The following is a 21038-nucleotide window of genomic DNA, read 5'->3' as shown; positions in this document are numbered from 1 at the left end:
CCAGCACCACCCCTTCATCCAAGTTTAAAACATCAAAATCACCAGAAGGGCTCCGGACAATACTCCGAGTGTTTTCACCATTTTTTCATAGGTTTCTTGTTCTTCCCGGGCTTTGTTTTCTTCCATTTGCAAGTTTTCTTGCGCCAAATCCAAGTGATGCAATTGATCCGACCGGTTGGAACTGCCCAACACTTGACACAGTTTAAGGACGATGCCTTTCTCCTCTTCCCCCATCACGGTTTTTTTCCACTTATCCTCAATGGCCTTTTTCAAGCATTCATAGGTGGATTTGCCATCCGAAGATTTTAAATTCCGGCCCGCTTCAAGGAAGACCGGCTTTAATTCGCCGCTTGCCGCTTCGGCAATGCGTTCGAATGCCTCGGCGAGCGGCCTTGTCCCATAATTGATCTCGGTTTTTAAAATTGCCAAACCGGAACGGAGTTCTTGTATTTGCCGCGGACGCTTCCGGAGTTGCCGGGCCGAGTCAAACCCAAGCTTTGACGTCGCCATGAGGATCAAAACCGCTCCCAAAACTTTCAACATAACGTTCCCGGCCTTCCTGCCCTTTGCCTTGTATCCAGCCGCTCAAAAAATTGATTAAAAACGCCTTCCACCGTTCCGGGGCCTTTTCTCCTGCTTAACAAGACAATCCGGGTGAAAACCTTTTCCTGCAAAAGTTCCTTCAACACCGGACGCGCGGCGATCTCCTTGATGGATTGCCCGTGAACCGTGGCAAAGATGTGAACCCCCGCATAAATCGCTTCATGGATGGCATCGCTGTCCGCCTTTCGCCCGATCTCATCCACCACCAGGATATCCGGTGACATCGAGCGGATCATCATCATCATTCCTTCCGCTTTCGGGCACCCGTCCAACACATCCGTCCGGGGACCGACATCATGCTGGGGGATCCCTGCCACACAACCGGCTATTTCCGACCGTTCATCCACAATGCCGACTTTGAATGCCGGAAACAACGTGCTCCCTTCACTGGCCCGGCGGGCAAGGTCACGGATCAGTGTGGTCTTCCCGCATTGGGGAGGAGACACAATCAAAACGTTTTCCGCTTTTTTGTGATGAAACATATAAGGGAGCAACGGATCTGCCACGCCGGGAACCTGCCGGGCGATCCGGACATTAAAACCGGTGATGTCGCGGAGATATTTGACTTTCCCTCCCTCCACAATCACCTTTCCGACCAGTCCGATCCGATGCCCGCCTTTCACTGTCACATATCCCTGCCTTAACTCTTCATCCATGGTGTACAAAGAATGGTTGCTGATCAGATTTAAGAGATTCAGACAATCTTCCTTGTTCGGAATCATGGCATCGTGCGGCTGTTTGGAAAGGCGCGAAGACCTGCTGACAAACCACGACTCTTCATTGGTGACGATTTCCAGCGGCCTCTCCTGGCGGACTCTGACTTCTTCCAAACACTCCAATACCGGAGAAGGAAGCGCCCGGATCACCTCACGGAGGGAAAGCGGAAGAACTTGAAGAACCGGCTGAAAAGACATGGAGCACCTCCTGTCCCAAACCTTTTTTCTTATTCCCATTCATATGTGGACTTGTTTTGAATATGACAAGCAATGCGGACAAAATCACCGCGACCGTAAAAGCAAAAAAAGAGCGGGGCGCCCTTTTTCAGTCCGTCCCGCCATCCATGATTTCTTTGGCTTCTTCATCGTGTATGTCTTGTAATTCCAGCACCGTATTACACTTGGGACAAAGAAGTTCAATGGAGTCGTCTTCCAAATCTTCCGCTTCCACCACGACTTCTTCCCCGCATTCGGGGCAAACCACATACACCGGTTCATCAAACTCTTCGTCATCTTCATCGTCATAAACCAATAATTCCAGATCATTCAAATCTTCATCCACGGCTTCCACATATTCTTCCAATTCCGACTGTCGCCGGTCCAATTGCTCAACGGACTCGACCAACTGATCCACAATGTCCAACAGACGGTGCAACGCTTTGGATTCCACGTGATCCCGGTGATTTTCATCACCTTCCAAAAGTCCCTCAATATAAGACAAATCCCGTTTTAAGTTGACATACATACAATCACCTCATCGTCCCTGATGATTTTTCCTTAGTGTGTCTTTTTCACCGGAGACACAAACAAATCAATAAATGGAAACAAGTTTTTTCGGAAAACGGGACATTCTAAACCAATAAAAAACAAAAGAGGTGAACCGAATGCCTCATCATCAAATGGCGTCAAAAGAAAAAAATGCCGCGGCTGATTCTGCGGTTTTACTCACATTAAGCACCATTCCGTTTATTATGGTGATCGGAAACTCGATGCTGATTCCGGTATTGCCGACAGCCGAAAAAGCACTGAATGTAAATTCATTCCAAGTCAGCCTGCTCATTACTTTGTTTTCCATCCCTGCAGCCATCGTCATTCCCGTTGCCGGGATTCTGGCGGACCGGATCGGCCGCAAACAAATTGTTTTTTACAGTTTGCTTTTATATGGCTTTGGGGGGTTGTTGGCCGGCTTTTCGTCCATCGTTCAAGGCGGATCTTACACCATGGTTTTGATTTCAAGGATCATCCAGGGAATTGGTGCCGCCGGAACCGCTCCGATTGCCATGGTCTTGTTGGGGGATTTGTACCAAGGGCAAGCCCGGAGTAAATCGCTTGGCATTTTGGAAGCCTCCAACGCATTCGGGAAAGTGATCAGTCCCATTCTCGGTTCACTCATTGCACTGATTACCTGGTATGCCATGTTTTTTATTTTTCCTCTCTTGTGTGTGCCGGTGGCCATCGCCTTGTGGAAAGTGATCGAAGAACCGTCCAAAAAAGAAAAGCCCCAACCTTTGCGGGAATACAAACAACATATCCGCCAAGTCTTTCAACGCAGGGGTTCCTGGCTTGTCATTACCTTTTTGTCCGGGTCTTTGATCATGTTCACCATGTTCGGGGTTTTGTTTTACCTCTCTGATTTCCTTGAGGAATCCTTCCGCATCGGTGGCGTGGTCAAAGGGTTTATTTTGGCCATCCCGTTGCTCGCCTTGTGTTTAACCGCATACTTCACGGGAACTCATGTCAAAGAAAAAACGCACCAGATGAATCATTTGATTGTGATCGGTTTGATCATCACCACCATCGCCACTGCGGCCATTCCCTGGTGGCCCAATGTCTATTGGCTGATCCTCTGCTCTTTTGCCATCGGCATCGGAAGCGGATTGATCCTCCCCTGTTTAAATACGTTGATCACCTCCGCCGTCGGCATGCAGGAGCGCGGTATCATCACTTCGTTATACAACAGCGTCCGCTTTTTCGGAGTGGCCCTCGGCCCGCCGGTTTTCGGCGCTTTGTCATCCCATCCGTATCTTTTGTTTCTCGGGCTGGCAGCCATATTGTTTGTCATGATTTTCCTGACCCGGAAATTTATCGACCGTCCTCAGCGGTTGCGGGGAAAAGACGGAAGAACCCGGTTGTTGCTGCGGAAAAAGAAGCTTTCGCCTGTCTGAAGTGTTACATGCGGATTCGCCGCGCATAAAAATAAGATGTAATTCATTTCAGGAGGCGAAATCCATGAATCAGTCATTATGGCCGGATGCACTCGTTTCATCCCGAAAGCGCCCGCCAAAACCCCGTCAGAACGGTTTGACCATGGTGATTGACAAGGGGTTGGGGTTGAGCGCTTTTTGCGATTTGCTCCAGCTCGCCGGCGAATATATTGATTTTCTCAAGTTGGGCTTTGGCACCGCCGGAATCACTCCGCCCGGTATCTTACGCAAAAAAATAGAACTCGCCCGGCAATCCAATGTATCCATTTACCCGGGCGGCACATTTTTGGAAATTGCCCATGCCCAAAATAAGCTCCAACCGTACTTGGAGACCCTCGCCGGATTAGGGTTTGAATGGATTGAAGTTTCCGACGGATTGATGGAATTTTCCCCGGCCGAGCGCTCGCGCCTGATCCAACTGGGGCAAGAAATGGGTTTTCGCGTCATCACTGAAATCGGAAAAAAAGCATCAGGCGTCCCCCTTGATTTGAAAGCGTTTTCAAACATCTATGAACGGGACCGGGAGGCGGGAGCCGCCTTTGTGATCGTGGAAGGAAGAGAATCAGGAAAAAATGTCGGGATCTATGATGAAAACGGGCAAATCCGGCGGTCCATTCTGGAATACATCCGGAACCAAACCGATCCCGACACCATTTTATGGGAAGCTCCCCAAACCCATCAGCAAATCCAACTTCTTCATCTCCTCGGCCCGAATGCCAATCTGGGAAACATTTCACCCCATGACATCCTGTCACTGGAATGCTTGCGCAGAGGCCTTCGGGCCGATACCTTCCGGCCGGGCGACCCCCGCACTTAAACATTCATAAATCAACCCTGTCCCACATATTTTTAGTACAAACTTGACAGGACAGGGGTTAACCGAATGAATCCCGATCTTCTTTTAGTGACCCTTATCATCATTGGCGTCATCGGACGATCGCCGTTGATCGCAACGGCATCCAGTTTGTTGCTCATTCTTAAATTGATTCATTTGGAGCGGTACTTCCCTGCTTTGGAACGAAGAGGGCTGGAATTCGGATTGTTATTTTTAACCATTTCCGTTTTGGTCCCTTTTGCTTCCGGACGAATCCAAAGCAAAGATGTTCTATCCGTTTTTATCACGCTTCCCGGGATTTTGGCACTCATTGGCGGGGCCTTGGCTACATATATGAACGGAAAAGGATTGGACCTTTTAAAAGTGGATCCGCAACTCATCGTGGGGCTTGTGATCGGCTCCATCTTCGGCATTTTGTTTATGCGCGGCATTCCGGTCGGCCCTTTGATGGCCGCAGGAATCACGGCTTTTTTGCTCCGGCTTTTGAAATGGCTTTTTTGAATCCGGTAAAAAAAGATTGCAACCGGTTTGATCTTTCACTAAAATAAAAGTACATCATTTTCAAAAAAATCAAGGAGGCGGAAAGGATTATGAAAAATCTGCAAATTGCGGACGTGTTTCCCCTGAAAAAACCGGTGATCAAACAGATCCATCAAGGCAAGGCCCCTGTAGGCAAATTAAATCCTTTCCGCCCCGATGACGGATAAATTCTTCTTTTGCTGGGACTTTTATCTCCAAAAGAAGCCATGGGTAAGGATTTTCTTGCCTGTGGCTTCTTTTTCTTTTTATAAGGGGGAGTGCTGTGCGAATTCGAGATTGGGACCAAAATTTAAAAGTCCGGCTCTTCGGAGAAGGGCTGATTCACATCCTTTTTTGGATGTATATCCCGTTTATGTCCATATTCTTCGCCGACGCTTACGGGAAAAAAACCGCCGGGATCTCGTTGATTCTGTCGCAATTGGTCAGTGTCCTGGCCAATCTGGCCGGAGGTTATTGTGCCGATCGCTACGGACGGAAAAAAATGATGGTTATCGCCTCCGTCGGGGAAGCCGTCACCTTTTTCTCCTTTGCACTGGCCAATTCGCCCTGGTTTTCCTCACCGGGTTGGTCATTTGTCTGCTTTACCGTTTTAGGGGCGTTTCAATCCATTTATTGGCCGGCAAGTCACGCCATGATTGCGGATGTGGTGGCCGAAGAGGACCGGAACCAAGTTTTTGCCACCTTTTACACCGCGTCCAATCTGGCCGTGGTCGTCGGACCGGTCTTGGGCGGATTTTTCTTTTTTCAACACCGGTTTGAATTGTTGCTGGCATCGGGCCTGGCCACTCTGTTTTTATCTGTTTTGATCCAAAAATATGTCCGGGAAACGGCCCGGCTCCGGGAAGGAAACGCCCCTGCGTCCGGAAACGGGAGATGGATTGCATTTGCCAAACAAAATTTGCGGGACTACCGGATTATTTTTTCCGACTTTAACTTCATGCTTTTTATCCTGGCAGGCATCCTGGTTTCCCAAACCTTCATGCAACTGGATTTGATCATTGCCGTTTATGTCACAGAATCCATTCCGGTTCAAACCCTGCTTCAATGGGGTTCTTTCAAAGTCGAAACGGGAGGCGCTGGATTTTTCAGTTGGCTGATTACGGAAAACGGTTTGATGGTGGTTCTTTTTACGGTTTGGATCACCAAAATGATCCGCTCTTTTCACGAAAAGAACGTTTTTGTCACCTCGTCTCTGCTGTACGGCCTTTCCATGATTTTACTTGGCATGACACATCTGTGGTGGCTCGCCTTTTTGGCCATTTTTATTTTCACCATCGCTGAAATCCTGGTGGTCGGATTGCAGGACAGCTTTATTTCGAAACTGGCTCCGGAGTCCATGCGCGGACAATATTTTGCCGCGGCCAGTCTCCGGTTTTCCATCGGAAAAACCATTGCTCCCGCCGCCATTCCCCTGTCGGCATGGGTGGGATATCCGTGGACCTTTGCCATTTTGGGTTTGATTGCTTTTACCGGGGCATTTATGTATCATCTTATGTTCCGGAACTTACGGCATCGTCCGCTTCCGTCCGGCCATCTAAAAAAACGGGGATCCCAAAAAGCGGTGTAGTCCGGAAAGAACCGGTGTCCGGGCGGAGATTAGAAACGCCATGAAGATAAAAAAAGCGGATGAGATGTTCATACTCTGAGCATCCATCCGCTTTCTGCCTTCTTCAGGAAAAAAATCCGCGCCGTGTTTTATTTTTTTTCTTCTTCCATCCGCTTCATCATTTGCTGCCAAACCGTTCCGCTGGCTTCTTCTCCCCGCTTAATGCGTTCCAAAGCCATTTGGGCTTGTAACCGCACTTCGAATTCGGCGTCATTCACAGCTTCTTCCAAAGCAGGAATCGCGCTTTCATCGCCGACCTCAAACAAAAACCGGGCGGCACGCCAGCGCACCAGTTTGTTCGGATCTTTCAACGCTTCACACATCGCCGGAATGGCTTTGGGATTCCCCAGATCCGACATCGTATCGCCGGCTGTGCGGCGGACAATGGCCGATCGGTCCTTCAGGGCTTCTTCCAGATACGGAAGCACCCGCTCATCTTCCAAAAACCCGAGATACACCACGGCCAGGCGGCGAATTGCCGGCTTTTCGTCTTTCAGCGCTTTTTCCAGCAAATCAAGATCCCCGAGTTCCGGTTCAAATTGTTCCAAAGCGGCATACCGTTTTTCCCACTTTGGAGAAGTGAATGCTTTTTCCACTTCTTCCCGGCTGATTCCTTTATCTTTTGTCTCCGTCTCCCCGGAAAACGCCCGTTTCACCAGATTTTCCAGCCGCTCTTTGTCATAGGCGGCAGAAATTTCTTCCACGATTTGGTTTCCGACTTCTTCAATCTCCCCGTATCGCGGCTTTTGTTCAACCCATTGCCGTTCAAAAATCAAATTGGAGGTCGTTCCCTGGACTTTCATCACTGCTTCTTTAAAGCGATCCGGCAATCCAAAACGATACTCTTCCCCGTCTTTCAACAGTTTCACTTGCATGGGGATCTCTTTCAACTTTTGAATTAAAACCGTGATTTCCCCGAAAGAAGACGATTCTTCCTCCACCGTTTGTTCACTCTGTCCTTCACTTTTGCCTTCGGCCTCCCCGAGGATTTTGCGCGCTTCGGCCAAAACCGCCGGCCAATCCGCTTTGGGATGCCGTTCCAAAGACAAAAAGTCCGATACCTGAAAAACGCTTGTCACTCCGTCAATCGCCAGCAGCTCCCGGATGTGGTCCGGCGCTTCATCCGCTTTCTTCTTGGAAAAATTGTAACTGACTCCGTCCGGAAGCGCCTCATCCATATTTAACTTCATCACGTTGGGACTGGGGGTCGGTTCAATGGATACGATCCTCATGTTATCCCATCCTTTGCTTCAAATAATCCTTTAAAAAACGGATAAAACCCCCATAGCAAAGCTACAGAGGTCTCATCTTCCCCTCAGGCACGGGATACATACTCACCACTGCGCGTATCAATGATGAGACGGTCTCCCTCATTGATGAACAAGGGAACCTGCACGGTAAACCCGGTGGACAATTTTGCCGGTTTGCTTCCGCCGGTGGCCGTGTCTCCCTTGATTCCTGGTTCGGTTTCCACCACTTCCAACTCCACGGTGTTGGGCAATTGGATTCCGATGGTTTCCCCTTTGTAAACCATGATTTGGATGTTCATGTTTTCTTGCAAAAAGTTGAGTTCATACTCCAGCCGTTCCTTCGGCAAGGTGATTTGCTCATAGGTTTCGTTATCCATAAAGGTATATTCGCCGCCGCTTTCATACAAGTACTGCATTTCACGTGTTTCCACCATCGCGCGGGGAACTTTCTCACCAGCCCGGAAGGTGCGTTCCTGGATGTTTCCATTTCGCAAATTGCGCAATTTGGAACGGACAAACGCCGCGCCTTTACCCGGCTTCACATGTTGAAATTCCATCACTTGCCAAACATCGTTGTCCAGTTCAATGGTTAATCCTGTACGAAAATCGTTGACACTGATCATCCTTCTTTTCCTCCCAAACTTTAATGAATCATGATGATTTCTTTGGAAACGTTTGTGATGTTTTCATATCCGGATTCGGTAACAATCAGATCGTCTTCAATCCGAACGCCACCCAAATCAGGAATGTAAATACCCGGTTCAATGGTGATCACCATTCCCGGAACCAGTGCTTCTTCTCCCCTCGTGGAAACGAGCGGCTCCTCATGGACTTCCATTCCCAAGCCATGGCCGGTGCTGTGTCCGAAATAATCTCCATAACCATGCTCATTAATGTAATTGCGGGCGATGGCATCCACTTCTTTCCCGGTTTTGCCGGGTTGAACCCCGGCAATCGCCTTTTTGTTCGCTTCCAGGACAATTTGATAAATTTCTTTTTGTTTCTCGGTGGGTTTGCCCATCATGACGGTGCGGGTGATATCGGACGCATATCCTTGATAATAAGCTCCGAAATCCAATGTGACAAGATCCCCTTTTTCAATCACTTTGTCACTGGCAACCCCGTGGGGGAGAGCCGAGCGCCAACCGGATGCGACAATGGTGTCAAAGGAGGAAGAAGTTGCCCCGTGTTCCCTCATGATCACTTCCAAACGCAGAGCCACTTCCTTTTCCGTCATACCGGGGCGGATCTGTTGCAAGATCTGTTCAAAAGCACGATCCGCAATTTTGGCCGCTTCTTTGATCAGCAAAAGCTCCTCGGGTTCTTTGACCAGACGAAGCTTTTCGATCAGTCCGCTGACCGGCTCCAGGCGGATGGAATTCAACCGTGCCTTCAGCTTGGACACTTGGGCATAGGTCAAATGATCCTGTTCAAAAGCCAGCTGTTGAATCCCCAGTTTTTTGCAGCAAGCCGCCACCTCATCGAAAATGTTTCCTTCGTGCCGGACCAATGTATAATCCGGACATTGTTCTTTGACTTGGGCCACATACCGGAAGTCGGTAATGAACATAGCTTCTTTCTCCGTCAGCAAAGCAACTCCCGCCGTTCCCGTGAAACCTGTCATATAGCGCCGGTTGATTGGATGGCTGATCAGAATGGCTTCCAGGCCTTTTGCCGCCATCTCTTCGCGCAAACGTTGAATTCGCCGTATCATCCTGTTCCCCCTTTTTAACGGATAAACGCCCCGCAATTGGTGTTATGTAGATATTCGTATTGTACCACAGAGGAGAAGTCATTTCTTCGCAATATTATATTTTCCCATGATCCCGTTTTTTTGTCTACGTTTCTTCCCGGAGAAGAGGAAAACCCCTTTAAAAATCGAATTGTTTAATCAAAAAATTCTGGGAGGGATCCTCATTTTGCTCCGTTTTTTTTCCACCCTTTTTATTGTTTTACTTGTCTTGTCCTTTATACCTTCCGCTGTCTTTGCCGCAAGCGCCTCCGTCAGCCACAAACGGTTCATTTCTCTTGCATCCGGACTTCACCATGGAAACTTTGACGGCACTTTTTACGACGGTGTTGCGCTTCGTTTACATCCCGCTCATCTCAAACAAGGAACGGACACATCCGGAAAATACCATTCCGGCACTTACTATTACGGTACATGGACTTCTCCTGTGATTAATGAGAATTTTCTTGAATCGATCGCCTCATGGGAAGCCAACACCCCTTTAAACACTTGGATCGAAGTGGAGCTTCGCGTCCAAAGCGGAAACCGCTGGAGTTCGTGGTACAGCATGGGGGTTTGGCATGAAAACGACCTTCCTTTCCGGCGCCATTCGGTCAGCGGCCAATCAGATGAATTCGGACGGGTTTCTGTTGACACGCTGGTTTTAAATCAGACGGCTTCAGCCGTTCAAGCCCGGGTCACCCTCTTTACGACCGAGCCCGGCCGAAGCCCCGTCCTGACTTCCTTGGGCCTCTCGGTTGCCTCCGGCAAAGATGAGCCCGGCCAAGTGCCCGGAACCGGCTTGACCAGCTCATTGGATGTTCCCATGCGTTCCCAAATGGTTTATCCGGACGGCGGAGAAGTCTGGTGTTCCCCCACCTCTGTTTCCATGGTGATGGCTTATTGGGCAAAAGTGATGAATCAACCCGGTTGGGATCAACCCGTACCACAGGTTGTCACAAAAGTGTGGGATTATGTTTATGACGGAGGGGGAAACTGGGCTTTTAACACGGCCTATGCCGCTTCTGCAGGGCTGGAAGCCAAAGTGGTGCGGCTGAAAAGCCTGGCGGATGCGGAACAATGGATCGCACACCGTGTCCCCGTCATCGCCAGCATTGCTTATGGCAAAGGGGAACTGCCCGGGAGCCCGATCCCCTCTTCCAACGGGCATCTGCTGGTGATTCGAGGTTTTGACGAAAAAGGGGATGTCCTGACCAATGACCCGGCCGGCCCCAGCGACGGGGAAGTCCGCATCACCTATCCGCGCGAAGCATTTGAAAAAGCTTTTCTCAACCACTCCAACGGCACCGTCTACCTCATTTACCCCAAAGGTTGGGACATTCCGCAGGGGGACCGTTGGTAAGATTCATTCTCTGTCTATTTACTCATTTGCCCAATTCAAGTTAGAATGGACTCCAAACGGCAAGAAGCGGACCGTCCGGTGGCGTGTCCGCCTCTTCGTCCGGCATTCGTTCTGTTTCTGTGAACATTCCATAAAAACAAGGTGGTGCAACCTTTCGTGTCCGAAAACAAAATCGCTTATGGCGGACAAGCCGTCATCGAAGGCGTCATGTTCGGCGGCCGTTATGCACAAGTCACGGCAATCCGGCGGAAAAACGGAGAAATTGAGTGCTTTGAAATAGAAAAAAATGAAATCGCTTGGCTGAAGCCGCTGAAACATCTTCCATTCATCCGCGGGCTGGTTTCGCTGATTGAATCCAGCGCACTGGGGGCCAAACATATGCAATATGCCTCCGAAAAGTATGATCTGGATCATCTGGATCCCGAAGAACTGGAAGAAACAGAAGAAGAGCCGAAATCCGGATCCAAATGGGAAATGATCGTGAGCATCACCCTCATCGGGATTTTGTCTTTTCTGATCGGGAAGGTCATCTTCACCGCTTTGCCCGCTTATCTGGCAAGCATCCTGTTTGACCGTTTCACCCAAAATCTCATCGTGCAAAACTTGATCGAAGGTGCCATCAAAACCTTTTTGCTGTTGGGCTATCTCTGGGCCGTTTCCCAAACTCCGCTTGTCAAACGCGTTTTTCAATATCACGGGGCGGAACACAAAGTGATCAGCGCCTTTGAACACGGAGAGAATTTAACCGTGGAAAACGTGCAAAAATATTCCACGCTTCATTACCGGTGCGGAAGCAGCTTTTTGGTTTTCACCATTATCATCGGAGTCATTGTCTATTCATTTTTCAGTTATGACAATGTATGGGAAAGAATCGGAATCCGGATTCTTTTGATTCCGGTGGTGATCGGATTATCTTATGAATGGTTAAGATTCACCAATTCTCTGCGCCATTTGCCGGTTCTCAAATATTTGGGCTATCCGGGACTATGGCTGCAAAAACTGACGACCAAAGAACCGACCGATGATCAGGTGGAAGTGGCCATCAAAGCCTTTGAACGCATGCGGGAAATGGATGCGCTTTTGGAAAAACAGAAAACACCCGCTTCCCCGTTGAAACCCCCGGTGAACTCTCCAATACATTAAAAGGAGGCTACAAAGTGCCAAGGCGAACGCAATTTCCATGGTATTATCTGATTTTGGGGCTTGCCGCCATCGGTTTGATCTCTAGACTTGTCCATTCTCCCACATCTTTTATCATCCCGGTGCTTGTCATCGGGTTGGTCTGGTATTTTTACAAGGCGCCTCCCCGCTGGTTCATCCGCCTCGTCAGCCCTTCCCGCCCCCGCGCCTCTAAAAAGCCGCCGAAAAAAAAGCGTAAAAAACACCGGTTTCAAGTCATCAACGGAAATAAAAAATAAGTCAGGCCCTCATCCGCCGGGGGCCTTGACTCCGGGGTGGATTTTAAAATATTCAGACTTGTTTTTGTCAGCTTCCCGCTTGATCCGTGCGTTTTTTCCGGAGACTGTTTCGCTTGCCCCTTGCTTTCAAATATTCGTCGAATGTCCAATGGTTGAAAAAGAGTTCGGCCGCTTTGACCCCAGACAAGAACAATTCCCTCTTTTTTTCTTTCGATAATGAAAAATCAGTCAATTTGACATCCAAGGAAGGAACCTGGATTGAACGCACTTGCTCCAATTCCTCAATATAACGGTTGTCATGGGCCTCCAACATGGTAAAAAACAGGGAAAGCAACATGGAAAACGGACCGGAAATCTTGTTAAACTCATGATCTTTTTCCGAAAACAACCGGAAACCGAAAGTGGGCCAACGGGGATTCTCCTTGTCAAACAGCCAGACCGGAAAGTTGCTCAACACGCCTCCGTCGACGATGTAGCAAGTCTCCCCTGTCGGTTTGTACGTTAATTTCACCGGATCAAAAAAGAACGGAATGCTGCAACTCATGCGAACCACTCTGGCCACCGAAAAATATTCCGCCTGATAGCCATAATCCTCCAAATCCCGTGGCAAGACCAACAGTTGTCCCCGCGTGATGTCTGAAGCAATGATGTGAAGCTCCGTTTCCCGGGATAAGTCTTTAAACGTATATACCCCTTTTTGCTCGAGGAGCCGGGCAATCCATTTCTCTAATTCATTCCCGGAAAACAATCCTTTTTTAAACCACAACCGGATGGCGGATCCCACATACGGCAAATATTCCGGCCATTTCGGGGTCAAAAAATCACTGAAATCTTTTTCCATCATGATTTCAGCCATTTCTTGGGCGGTGTAGCCGGAAGCAATCAACGTGGCGATGATCGAACCAGCCGAAGAACCGGCAACTTTTTTCCAGCGATAACCGTTGCTTTCAGCGACAGACAAAGCCCCCACCAGCCCGATTCCTTTGACACCGCCGCCTTCAAACACAGCATCAGCCCACATACGATCCCTCCTGAAAAAATTCTCCTTTTCCCATAAATATGTCTCTCAGTAGAAAAAACCCTGGAAACATGTCCAAGGTTTTTAGGGTTTTGAATCCACTTGCTCTTCTTTTTTCAACGAATGGAGAAACTTGACCAATTCCGGATTCTTTTCCAGGTACTCCACAAGATTTTCGATGCATGTGATCGAGTCCCAGCTCAAGTGATGTTCAATGCCCTCGACATCCTGATAAATTTTATCTTCACTGACTCCGATCAATCGCAAGAATTGTTCCAAGAGATCATGCCGGTCCATTAAGCGCTTTCCAATCTTTTTCCCTTTCGGCGTGAGAATCAAACCACGATATTTCTCATAAACCAAATATTTATTTTGGTCCAGTTTTTGCACCATCTTAGTTACAGAAGAAGGGTGAACCTCTAAAGCCTCGGCGATATCCGAAACCCGTGCATAACCTTTTTGTTCAATCAACTTATAAATGTTTTCCAAATAATCTTCCATGCTTGGTGTAGGCATGAAGAGGCCCCCTATCTATCCTTATTCATACACGCACAATGCCGCTCGATCGTTTTGACCAGCTCAACACCCAAACTCTTCAGACGCCTTTCCAGCTTTTCGTCTTTCAACGAGCCATCCGGATGAAATGCCTGGTAAGCCTGAGGAACAGACGGCATGGATGGCAACGGCCAGGCATGCAATGTCCGGCAGATAATGTTTAAGGTGTTTAAGGTATTGGTGGCTCCCAAGGCTCCTCCCGAAGTTCCCAACAGTGCAACAAATTTTCCTTCCAATTCTCTCGCTCCGATAAAATCCAGTGCATTTTTCAACACACCCGAGACCGAACCGTGATATTCAGGGGAAGCCAGGATATATCCTTCAGCTTCCAACATCTTTTGTTTAAACCGGTGAACATTTTCCGGATACGTCGATTCATCGGAGCGGGCATCATAAATGGGAAGCGGATACTTTCGCAAATCAAAGATTTCCACTTCGGCTCCGGTTTGCCTTGCAGCTTCAGCCACAATCGCCACTGCTTTGTGGGTGGTCGAATCTTCCGTCAAGCTGCCGGGAACAGCCAAGATTTTCACCATATCAGCACCCCCGTCATTTCTATGTATCCTCTTGCCATTGATGTCCCTTGAAAAAGACCTGTATTGTTTCATTTTAGCACGTTTCAGTATACCTAATTCATCCGATCTTTTCTACAAAAACAAAAAGCTATCTCTTAAAGAGTAGCTTTTTCTGAAAAGCGAAAACATTATACCTGTCATGGAACCTTTCCGTCAAATGTCATGCGAAGCCAAACGGATATAATCCACAAACAACAAGCCTTTTCTGAGCAAGAACACCACCGAAACATACCGGGCGTTTAAAGGAGGAGACGGGACAATGGTAAAATACGAATACCATTTGTTTCCCAAGTAAGAAGGACGAATGAGAAGCGGAGTGGATCGGATCATCTGCCGCTTTTCGTTTAAATAAGCAACCGCGGCATACAACTCTGCTTTGCTTTGCGGAGGGGTCACGTTCAGCAGGCGAAAGTACAGATAATAAGCACAACCTCTTTCGAAAGGACCGCGAATGGTCTGTTTCAAGATGGAATCGCCCCCTGCCCTCGTTGCCCCCATCCACATGGAATAATCCCCGGCGCGAAGAGGGTTTTTCATCCGGCGTATCCGTTTTCCCGTCCATGGAGCACTTCCTTTTTGAAAGCCTCCGTTGATTAAAATATTCCGTCCGGAACATGCCATCTTTGCCAGCCTCTTTTCTGTTTCAGATCAATTCATTGTATTCTCCTTTCTCCAAGATGGTGCAGGCTCATTCTTTTCTTTATAGAAATATAATAAAAATACTTCAAATGAAAGGAGGGTTGGGATTCTCCCCAACCCTCCTTTCTCTTGATCACTATAATACAATGAAAGGAGAAAGCGATAAAATGACAGCGAGCCAAACAGTAAAAATTAAAGGGGATGGATTGAATTTTTCTCAATTTTCAGCTGTTGTTTTTAAAAAAACCCCGGTTACATTGGACAATGAAGCCATCAAACGGATGCAAGCTTCCCTGGATTTTGTCAAGCGGTTGATTCAAAAAAGAGAAGCGGTTTACGGGATCACCACCGGATTTGGCCGGTTATGCAGCCGTTTCATCGATCCCGGCCAGGCTTCCCGGCTTCAACACCATTTAATCCAAAGCCATGCCTGCGGGACGGGTGAACCGCTTTCGGAGCCGGTGGTTCGCGGAATGATGCTACTTCGGATCAACGCTTTGGCCAAAGGTTATTCCGGAATCCGCCCTTCCACGGTGCAAGCTCTGGTGACGTTGTTGAACCGGGAAGTGTATCCGGTCATCTCTTCGCAAGGGTCGCTCGGTGCCAGCGGAGATCTGGTCCCTCTCGCCCACATGTGCCTTCCGCTTTTGGGAAAGGGGGAAGTCATGTATCAGGGAAAACGAAGGCCCGCGTCGGATGTATTGAAAGAAATCGGCCTGTCGCCGCTCAAACTGGAAGCCAAGGAGGGGCTGGCCTTCATCAATGGAACGCAAATGATGTGCAGCCTCGGAGCCTTGGCCGTAATGGAAGCCAAAAAACTTTTGCTGGCTGCAGACATTATTTCTTGCATGACTTTGGAAGCATTGGAAGGCATCCCGCATGCCTTTCATCCCCGCTTGCAACAAGTGCGCGGGCAATCCGGCCAAATGGTCACCGCGGATAACTTGCGCAAACTGCTTCAAGACAGCGAATGCATCAGCAAGCCCGGGAAAAAACGGGTTCAGGATGCCTACAGTCTTCGTTGCATCCCGCAAGTGCACGGCGCTTCCAAAGACGCCTTCCATTATGTCGAAAAGATTGTGCTCCGGGAAATGAATGCCGCAACCGACAATCCGCTTCTTTTCGCTGATGAAGAAGAAGTCGTCTCCGGAGGGAATTTTCACGGGCAGCCCCTTGCTTTGGCTTTGGATTTCTTAACCATGGCGATGGCCGAGATCGCCAACATCTCCGAACGCCGCACGGAAAGGCTCGTCAATCCGCAACTCAGCGGTCTCCCTGCGTTTTTGGTCCCGAACGGGGGCTTAAACTCCGGTTACATGATTTTTCAATATGTCGCCGCTTCCCTGGTTTCGGAAAACAAAACCTTGGCGCATCCGGCCTCCGTCGATTCCATCCCCTCCTCCGGCAATCAGGAGGACCACGTCAGCATGGGATCGATCAGTGCCCGAAAATGCCGGCATGTGATCGAAAACACCCGCAAAGTGCTGGCCATCGAATATCTGTGTGCCGCCCAAGCCTTGGAATTTCAGTCGAAAAAACCGGGCAGAAGCACTCAGCTGGCTTACGATCTGCTGCGCCAATCGATCCCTCCCTTGGAAAAAGACCGGGAAGGTTACCGGGAAATTGAATGGGCCGACCGCCTCATCCAAAGCGGACAACTGACCGATTTGATCCAAAGCCGGATCAGGCTGGAAGTTTGACCTGCAAATAAAAAAGCAACGGACTTTCCTGTTCCGTTGCTTTTGCGTCATCAATCCCAAATCTTCACCGGGCAAAACCCGACGGCATCGCATGAAACCAAGCGCAATTCGATTCCGTCGACATTTCCTTCCATCGCGTCTTCTTGCGCCCTGCCGTGCAAATGACCATAAACGCACAGTTTCACGCCATATTTCTTCATGAGATCCATAAATCCCGATTCGCTGGCCATCGGCGTGACCGGAGGATAATGAAGCATCACGATTTTTTCTTTATCCGGATGTTCACGCTCCGCCATGCCCAAAGCGATCTCCAGCCTTCCCACTTGGCGCTCATAAATTTTCCGGTCTTCTTCTTCGTTGTAAAACTTATCTCCCGGCAGCGTCCAGCCTCTCGTGCCGGCAACCACTTTTCCTTCCACCAGCGTATAATCGGCATCAATCCACTCCATGCCTTCCGGGAGCATCTGGCGGACTTTCTTTTTGCTCTGGGCGTAATAACAATGATTTCCCGGCGACAGCACTTTTTTGCCGGGAAGCTGATGGATCCAGCCAAAATCGTAACGGGCCACTTCCAGTTTCATCGCCCAGCTGATATCCCCGGGAATCAAAACGGTATCTTCCGGATTGACAGTATTTAACCAATGATCGCGAATTTGATGATAGTGCCGATCCCATCCAAACACATCCATCGGTTTATCGATGTCTTTTTCCGGATCAATGTCATACAAACTGACTTCCCTGTTAAAAGATAAATGCAAATCACTTAATGCGTAAATGGCCAATCATCTTCACACCTTTTTCTTCTTGTAACGGTTTGTCGGTTATGATTGTATAATACAAAAACCCGGTCACTTGAGCAATTTTTCACAACAAACGGAAGAAAAACACCTCCCGCATCGGGAGGTGTTTTTTTGGTGATCAGGAGCAACCGGTGGTGGCACCGCAATCCAGGCAAACATAACAGGATCCGTTCCGTTTGGTCATTCCGCCACATTCAATGCACAAGGGGGCTCCACTGCTGGCACGGATGGCATCGAGATTGCTGTTTTCCACGGACGCGGCCGACAGTTGGGATGATTCTTTCCGTTCCTCACCTGCCTTCGCTTCCGCTTCCGCTGCATCAGCGGCCGTTTCTTTCTTCTCCTTGTTCAGGTAACAGCGCAATTCTTCTTTCTTCGGCGGGACTTGAACAAAATCCGTTTTTCCCAGATATTCCATGCCCAATAAACGGAAGACGTAATCAATCACCGAAGTGGCCATTTTGATATTGGGATGGTCCACCATTCCGGCCGGTTCAAACCGGGTAAACGTCAACGAATTGACATATTTTTCAAGCGGCACCCCGTATTGCAAGCCGAGAGAAACGGCAACGGCAAATGCATCCAGCATGCCCCGCATCGTGCTTCCCGCTTTGTGCATATCAATAAAGATTTCTCCCAGCGAGCCGTCTTCATATTCCCCGGTGCGCACATAGATCTTCTGCCCGTTGATTCTTGCCTCTTGAGTAAATCCGTCCCGTTTCCGCGGCAACTGGCGACGGACACCGGACACACGGCCTTGGGAAACCGCTTGTCTTGACTCATGGCCGGCAGACAGCGCCTCTTCTTCCGCGGCTTCCTCATCGTTTTGATCGTCCCCTTTGGTATTGAGCGGCTGGGAGCTTTTGGATCCGTCCCGGTACAAGGCCACGGCCTTCAAGCCCAGTTTCCATCCTTCTTCATAAGCATGGAGGATGTCCTCAACGGTGGCACTGTTCGGCATGTTAATGGTTTTTGAAATGGCTCCGCTCAAGAAAGGCTGTGCCGCGGCCATCATCCGCAGATGTCCCATGTAGTGGATAAAGCGGGTGCCATGTTTTCCACATGGGTTGGCCGTGTCAAAAACCGGGTAATGCTCTTCACGCAGATGTGGCGCTCCTTCAATCGTCATCATGCCGCAAATCACATCATTGGCTTCATCGATCTGTTTCTTGGTGAAGCCCAACGACCTTAAAACGTCAAAATCCGGTTTTTCATACTGCTCGGGTGAAAAGCCCAAACGTTTTAAGCAATCATCCGTCAATGTATAACGGTTGAAAGCAAATGAAAGCTCAAACACCGTCGGCAGGATTTCTTCCACCCGGTTCAGATCTTCATCGGTAAACCCTTTTTGTTTCAAAGTTTCACGGTTGATGTGAGGCGCATTGTCAAGCGATAACGTGCCCGTTACATAAGTGAGAATGTCGTCGATTTGTTCTTTGCTGTAACCCAGCTTTTTCAAGGCCGGGCGGATGGAATGGTTGGCAATTTTAAAGTATCCGCCGCCGGCCAGCTTTTTAAATTTCACCAACGCAAAATCCGGTTCAATTCCCGTTGTGTCGCAATCCATCAACAGACCGATGGTTCCGGTCGGAGCCAAGAGGGTTGTTTGCGCATTGCGATAACCGTATTTTTCTCCCATGGCAAGGGCTTCGTCCCAAGCAACCCGGGCCGCTTTCAACAGATATTCCGGGCAAACTTTTTCATCAATGCCCATCGGCTTGACTTCCAGGTTTTCATATTCCTCTTCCGGTGCATTGTATGCCGCACGGCGATGGTTGCGAATCACCCTGAGCATATGCTCCCGGTTTTGCGGGAATGCTTTGAATGTCCCCAACTCTTTGGCCATTTCCGCCGATGTGGAATAAGCCACCCCGGTCATGATGGCAGTGATTGCTCCCGTAATCGCCAAGGCTTCTTTGGAATCATAGGGAATGCCGGAAATCATCAGCAACGTTCCGATGTTGGCATATCCAAGCCCCAAGGTGCGATACAAATAAGAAAGCTTGGCGATTTCTTTGGACGGATATTGTGCCATCAACACAGAGATTTCCAGAACAATGGTCCACAAACGGCAAGCATGACGGAAAGCGGGAATATCGAACTTGCCGGTTTCGGCATCAAAAAATTTCACCAGGTTCAATGAAGCCAGGTTACAAGCGGTATTATCCAAAAACATGTATTCGGAACAAGGATTGGAAGCATTAATCCGGTTGTGCCTTGCCCCGAGTTTTCCGTCCATTCCGGCGGGAGTGGTATGCCACTCATTGATGGTGGTGTCATATTGGATTCCCGGATCCGCACATTCCCAAGCGGCTTTTCCGATTTGTTCCCACAAGGAACGGGCCGGGATTTTTTTGCACACTTCACCGGTCGTCCGGTACGTCAGCTCCCAGTCTTCATTGTTTTTCAGTTTCATGAAGAACGAATGGGGAACCCGGACCGAGTTGTTGGAATTTTGCCCGGAAATGGTTTCATAAGCTTCTCCGTTGAATGAGGAATCATATCCGGCTTGAATCAATGCTCTGGCTTTTTTCTCCTCGACCAATTTCCAATTGATAAACTCTTCAATATCCGGGTGATCAATATCCAGGCACACCATTTTCGCCGCCCGCCGGGTGGTGCCTCCCGATTTGATCGCCCCGGCTGCGCGGTCCCCGATTTTAAGGAAAGAAAGCAGTCCGGATGAAGTGCCTCCGCCTGACAAGGTTTCCCCTTTCCCGCGGATATTGGAGAAGTTGCTCCCCGTACCGCTTCCATATTTAAACAACCGTGCTTCCCGCACCCACAAATCCATGATTCCATTTTCATTGACCAGATCGTCTTCCACCGAAAGAATAAAGCAGGCATGCGGTTGTGGACGTTCATATGCACTTTTCGATTTCTTCAATTCTTCCGTTTTGGGATCCACATAATAATGGCCTTGCGGTTTTCCGGTAATGCCATAAGCATAACTTAAACCCGTGTTAAACCATTGGGGGGAGTTTGGCGCGGCCATTTGGTGCAACAGCATGTACACCAATTCATCATAAAAGGCCTGGGCATCTTCCTTCGTATCGAAGTATCCGTGATCTTCCCCCCATTTCCGCCAGCATCCGGCCAAACGGTGCACAACTTGTTTGACGCTTCTTTCCGGTCCGAGAACTTTGTTTCCATTTTCATCGAGGATTTCATTTCCCTCTTCATCCGTTTGGGGAACTCCCGCTTTGCGGAAGTATTTGGAAACCAAAATATCGGTGGCAACCTGCGACCAATCCTTCGGAACTTCGGCACCCTTCATCTCATAAACAACCGTTCCGTCCGGATTGGTGATGCGGCTGTCCCGTTTTGTATATTCAATCGTGTCATATGGGTTTTGGCCTTTTTTGGTGAAGTACCTTGTGATCTTCATTGTTTCCCTCTCTTCTTTCTACTATATGTAGTATCAAAAACAGTATAATACTACTATATATTGAAAATCAAAAGACATCAAATAAAAAAATAGTGAAAT

At 48.8% G+C, this 21038-nt stretch carries 20 protein-coding genes and 1 pseudogene; 8 read left to right on the top strand and 13 right to left on the bottom strand.

Translation table 11 applies throughout. From position 1 onward, the window contains the following. Positions 1–24: 24 nt before the first annotated feature. The 3 genes from spoIIIAB to I8U23_RS00765 all read right to left on the bottom strand — a co-directional run bounded on the left by spoIIIAB (position 25) and on the right by I8U23_RS00765 (position 2064). Positions 25–543: a stage III sporulation protein SpoIIIAB gene (gene spoIIIAB, locus I8U23_RS00775; RefSeq protein ID WP_037993873.1), complete on the bottom strand. Its 519-nt coding sequence runs from the start codon at positions 541–543 to the stop codon at positions 25–27. Continuing rightward, positions 537–1517 carry a stage III sporulation protein AA gene (gene spoIIIAA, locus I8U23_RS00770; RefSeq protein WP_049719937.1) on the bottom strand — a complete coding sequence of 327 codons (981 nt, stop codon included), beginning with the start codon at positions 1515–1517 and terminating at the stop codon, positions 537–539. Before spoIIIAA ends, spoIIIAB begins: the two co-directional genes overlap by 7 nt. Positions 1518–1644: 127 nt before the next feature. Further along, a complete protein-coding gene (locus I8U23_RS00765) occupies positions 1645–2064 on the bottom strand; it encodes a CD1247 N-terminal domain-containing protein (RefSeq protein ID WP_049719936.1) in 420 nt (139 codons plus the stop codon). A gap of 139 nt (positions 2065–2203) precedes the next feature. Between I8U23_RS00765 and I8U23_RS00760 the strand changes: the two genes are divergently transcribed. The 4 genes from I8U23_RS00760 to I8U23_RS00745 all read left to right on the top strand — a co-directional run bounded on the left by I8U23_RS00760 (position 2204) and on the right by I8U23_RS00745 (position 6465). Next, a complete protein-coding gene (locus I8U23_RS00760; RefSeq protein ID WP_049719935.1) occupies positions 2204–3484 on the top strand; it encodes an MFS transporter in 1281 nt (426 codons plus the stop codon). 64 nt (positions 3485–3548) lie between these two features. After that, positions 3549–4340, top strand: a complete 792-nt coding sequence (comA, locus tag I8U23_RS00755) for a phosphosulfolactate synthase (protein WP_049719934.1) — start codon at positions 3549–3551, stop codon at positions 4338–4340. Positions 4341–4406: 66 nt separating this feature from the next. Next, entirely contained in the window at positions 4407–4859 is a 453-nt protein-coding gene (locus tag I8U23_RS00750; RefSeq protein ID WP_037993879.1) for a DUF441 domain-containing protein, read from the top strand. Positions 4860–5160: 301 nt separating this feature from the next. Further along, a complete protein-coding gene (locus I8U23_RS00745) occupies positions 5161–6465 on the top strand; it encodes an MDR family MFS transporter (protein WP_049719933.1) in 1305 nt (434 codons plus the stop codon). 128 nt (positions 6466–6593) lie between these two features. Here the strand turns inward: I8U23_RS00745 and I8U23_RS00740 are convergent, their stop codons facing one another. The 3 genes from I8U23_RS00740 to I8U23_RS00730 all read right to left on the bottom strand — a co-directional run bounded on the left by I8U23_RS00740 (position 6594) and on the right by I8U23_RS00730 (position 9465). Continuing rightward, complete coding sequence (locus I8U23_RS00740; RefSeq protein ID WP_049719932.1) at positions 6594–7736, bottom strand: conserved virulence factor C family protein; 1143 nt, start codon at positions 7734–7736, stop codon at positions 6594–6596. Positions 7737–7819: 83 nt separating this feature from the next. Then, positions 7820–8377, bottom strand: coding sequence for an elongation factor P (gene efp / locus I8U23_RS00735; protein WP_049719931.1), 558 nt, complete (start codon positions 8375–8377; stop codon positions 7820–7822). Positions 8378–8397: 20 nt separating this feature from the next. Continuing rightward, complete coding sequence (locus tag I8U23_RS00730) at positions 8398–9465, bottom strand: M24 family metallopeptidase (protein ID WP_037994022.1); 1068 nt, start codon at positions 9463–9465, stop codon at positions 8398–8400. A 208-nt stretch (positions 9466–9673) separates the two neighbouring features. Here I8U23_RS00730 and I8U23_RS00725 point away from each other — a divergent pair, with 208 nt between their 5' ends. The 3 genes from I8U23_RS00725 to I8U23_RS00715 all read left to right on the top strand — a co-directional run bounded on the left by I8U23_RS00725 (position 9674) and on the right by I8U23_RS00715 (position 12264). Next, positions 9674–10846: a C39 family peptidase gene (locus I8U23_RS00725; protein ID WP_198050606.1), complete on the top strand. Its 1173-nt coding sequence runs from the start codon at positions 9674–9676 to the stop codon at positions 10844–10846. Positions 10847–11053: 207 nt separating this feature from the next. After that, positions 11054–11989, top strand: a complete 936-nt coding sequence (locus I8U23_RS00720) for a DUF1385 domain-containing protein (protein WP_049720039.1) — start codon at positions 11054–11056, stop codon at positions 11987–11989. Positions 11990–12003: 14 nt separating this feature from the next. Continuing rightward, positions 12004–12264, top strand: a complete 261-nt coding sequence (locus I8U23_RS00715) for a hypothetical protein (protein ID WP_037993889.1) — start codon at positions 12004–12006, stop codon at positions 12262–12264. Positions 12265–12331: 67 nt separating this feature from the next. Here I8U23_RS00715 and I8U23_RS00710 read toward each other — a convergent pair whose 3' ends face one another. From I8U23_RS00710 to I8U23_RS00695, 4 genes are all read right to left on the bottom strand, one after another. Beyond that, on the bottom strand, positions 12332–13285 hold the full coding sequence (locus I8U23_RS00710) for a patatin-like phospholipase family protein (RefSeq protein ID WP_037993891.1): 954 nt from the start codon (positions 13283–13285) through the stop codon (positions 12332–12334). Positions 13286–13366: 81 nt separating this feature from the next. Continuing rightward, the gene (gene mntR, locus I8U23_RS00705; protein ID WP_037993892.1) at positions 13367–13798 is read right to left on the bottom strand and encodes a transcriptional regulator MntR; all 432 of its coding nucleotides are present in this window, start codon (positions 13796–13798) and stop codon (positions 13367–13369) included. An 11-nt stretch (positions 13799–13809) separates the two neighbouring features. After that, complete coding sequence (locus I8U23_RS00700; protein WP_206759950.1) at positions 13810–14373, bottom strand: NADPH-dependent FMN reductase; 564 nt, start codon at positions 14371–14373, stop codon at positions 13810–13812. A gap of 192 nt (positions 14374–14565) precedes the next feature. Then, entirely contained in the window at positions 14566–15033 is a 468-nt protein-coding gene (locus tag I8U23_RS00695) for a hypothetical protein (RefSeq protein WP_037993895.1), read from the bottom strand. Positions 15034–15218: 185 nt separating this feature from the next. Here I8U23_RS00695 and hutH point away from each other — a divergent pair, with 185 nt between their 5' ends. Continuing rightward, complete coding sequence (hutH, locus tag I8U23_RS00690; protein WP_198050605.1) at positions 15219–16751, top strand: histidine ammonia-lyase; 1533 nt, start codon at positions 15219–15221, stop codon at positions 16749–16751. Positions 16752–16801: 50 nt separating this feature from the next. On the opposite strand, the gene I8U23_RS00685 is transcribed toward hutH, so the two are convergent. The 3 genes and pseudogenes from I8U23_RS00685 to I8U23_RS13660 all read right to left on the bottom strand — a co-directional run. Continuing rightward, positions 16802–17533 (bottom strand): metallophosphoesterase, encoded by a 732-nt coding sequence (locus tag I8U23_RS00685; RefSeq protein WP_037993900.1) that lies wholly within the window; start codon positions 17531–17533, stop codon positions 16802–16804. 136 nt (positions 17534–17669) lie between these two features. After that, entirely contained in the window at positions 17670–18302 is a 633-nt protein-coding gene (locus I8U23_RS13785; protein WP_483316379.1) for a TSCPD domain-containing protein, read from the bottom strand. A gap of 138 nt (positions 18303–18440) precedes the next feature. Next, a pseudogene (locus I8U23_RS13660) lies at positions 18441–20942 on the bottom strand (vitamin B12-dependent ribonucleotide reductase); the annotation flags it as partial. Positions 20943–21038 lie beyond the last annotated feature (96 nt).

This window comes from Thermoactinomyces sp. CICC 10735 (assembly GCF_016055175.1).
GTDB classification, from domain to species: Bacteria; Bacillota; Bacilli; order Thermoactinomycetales; family Thermoactinomycetaceae; genus Thermoactinomyces; species Thermoactinomyces vulgaris.
This window is presented reverse-complemented; position numbering and strand designations above follow the sequence as displayed.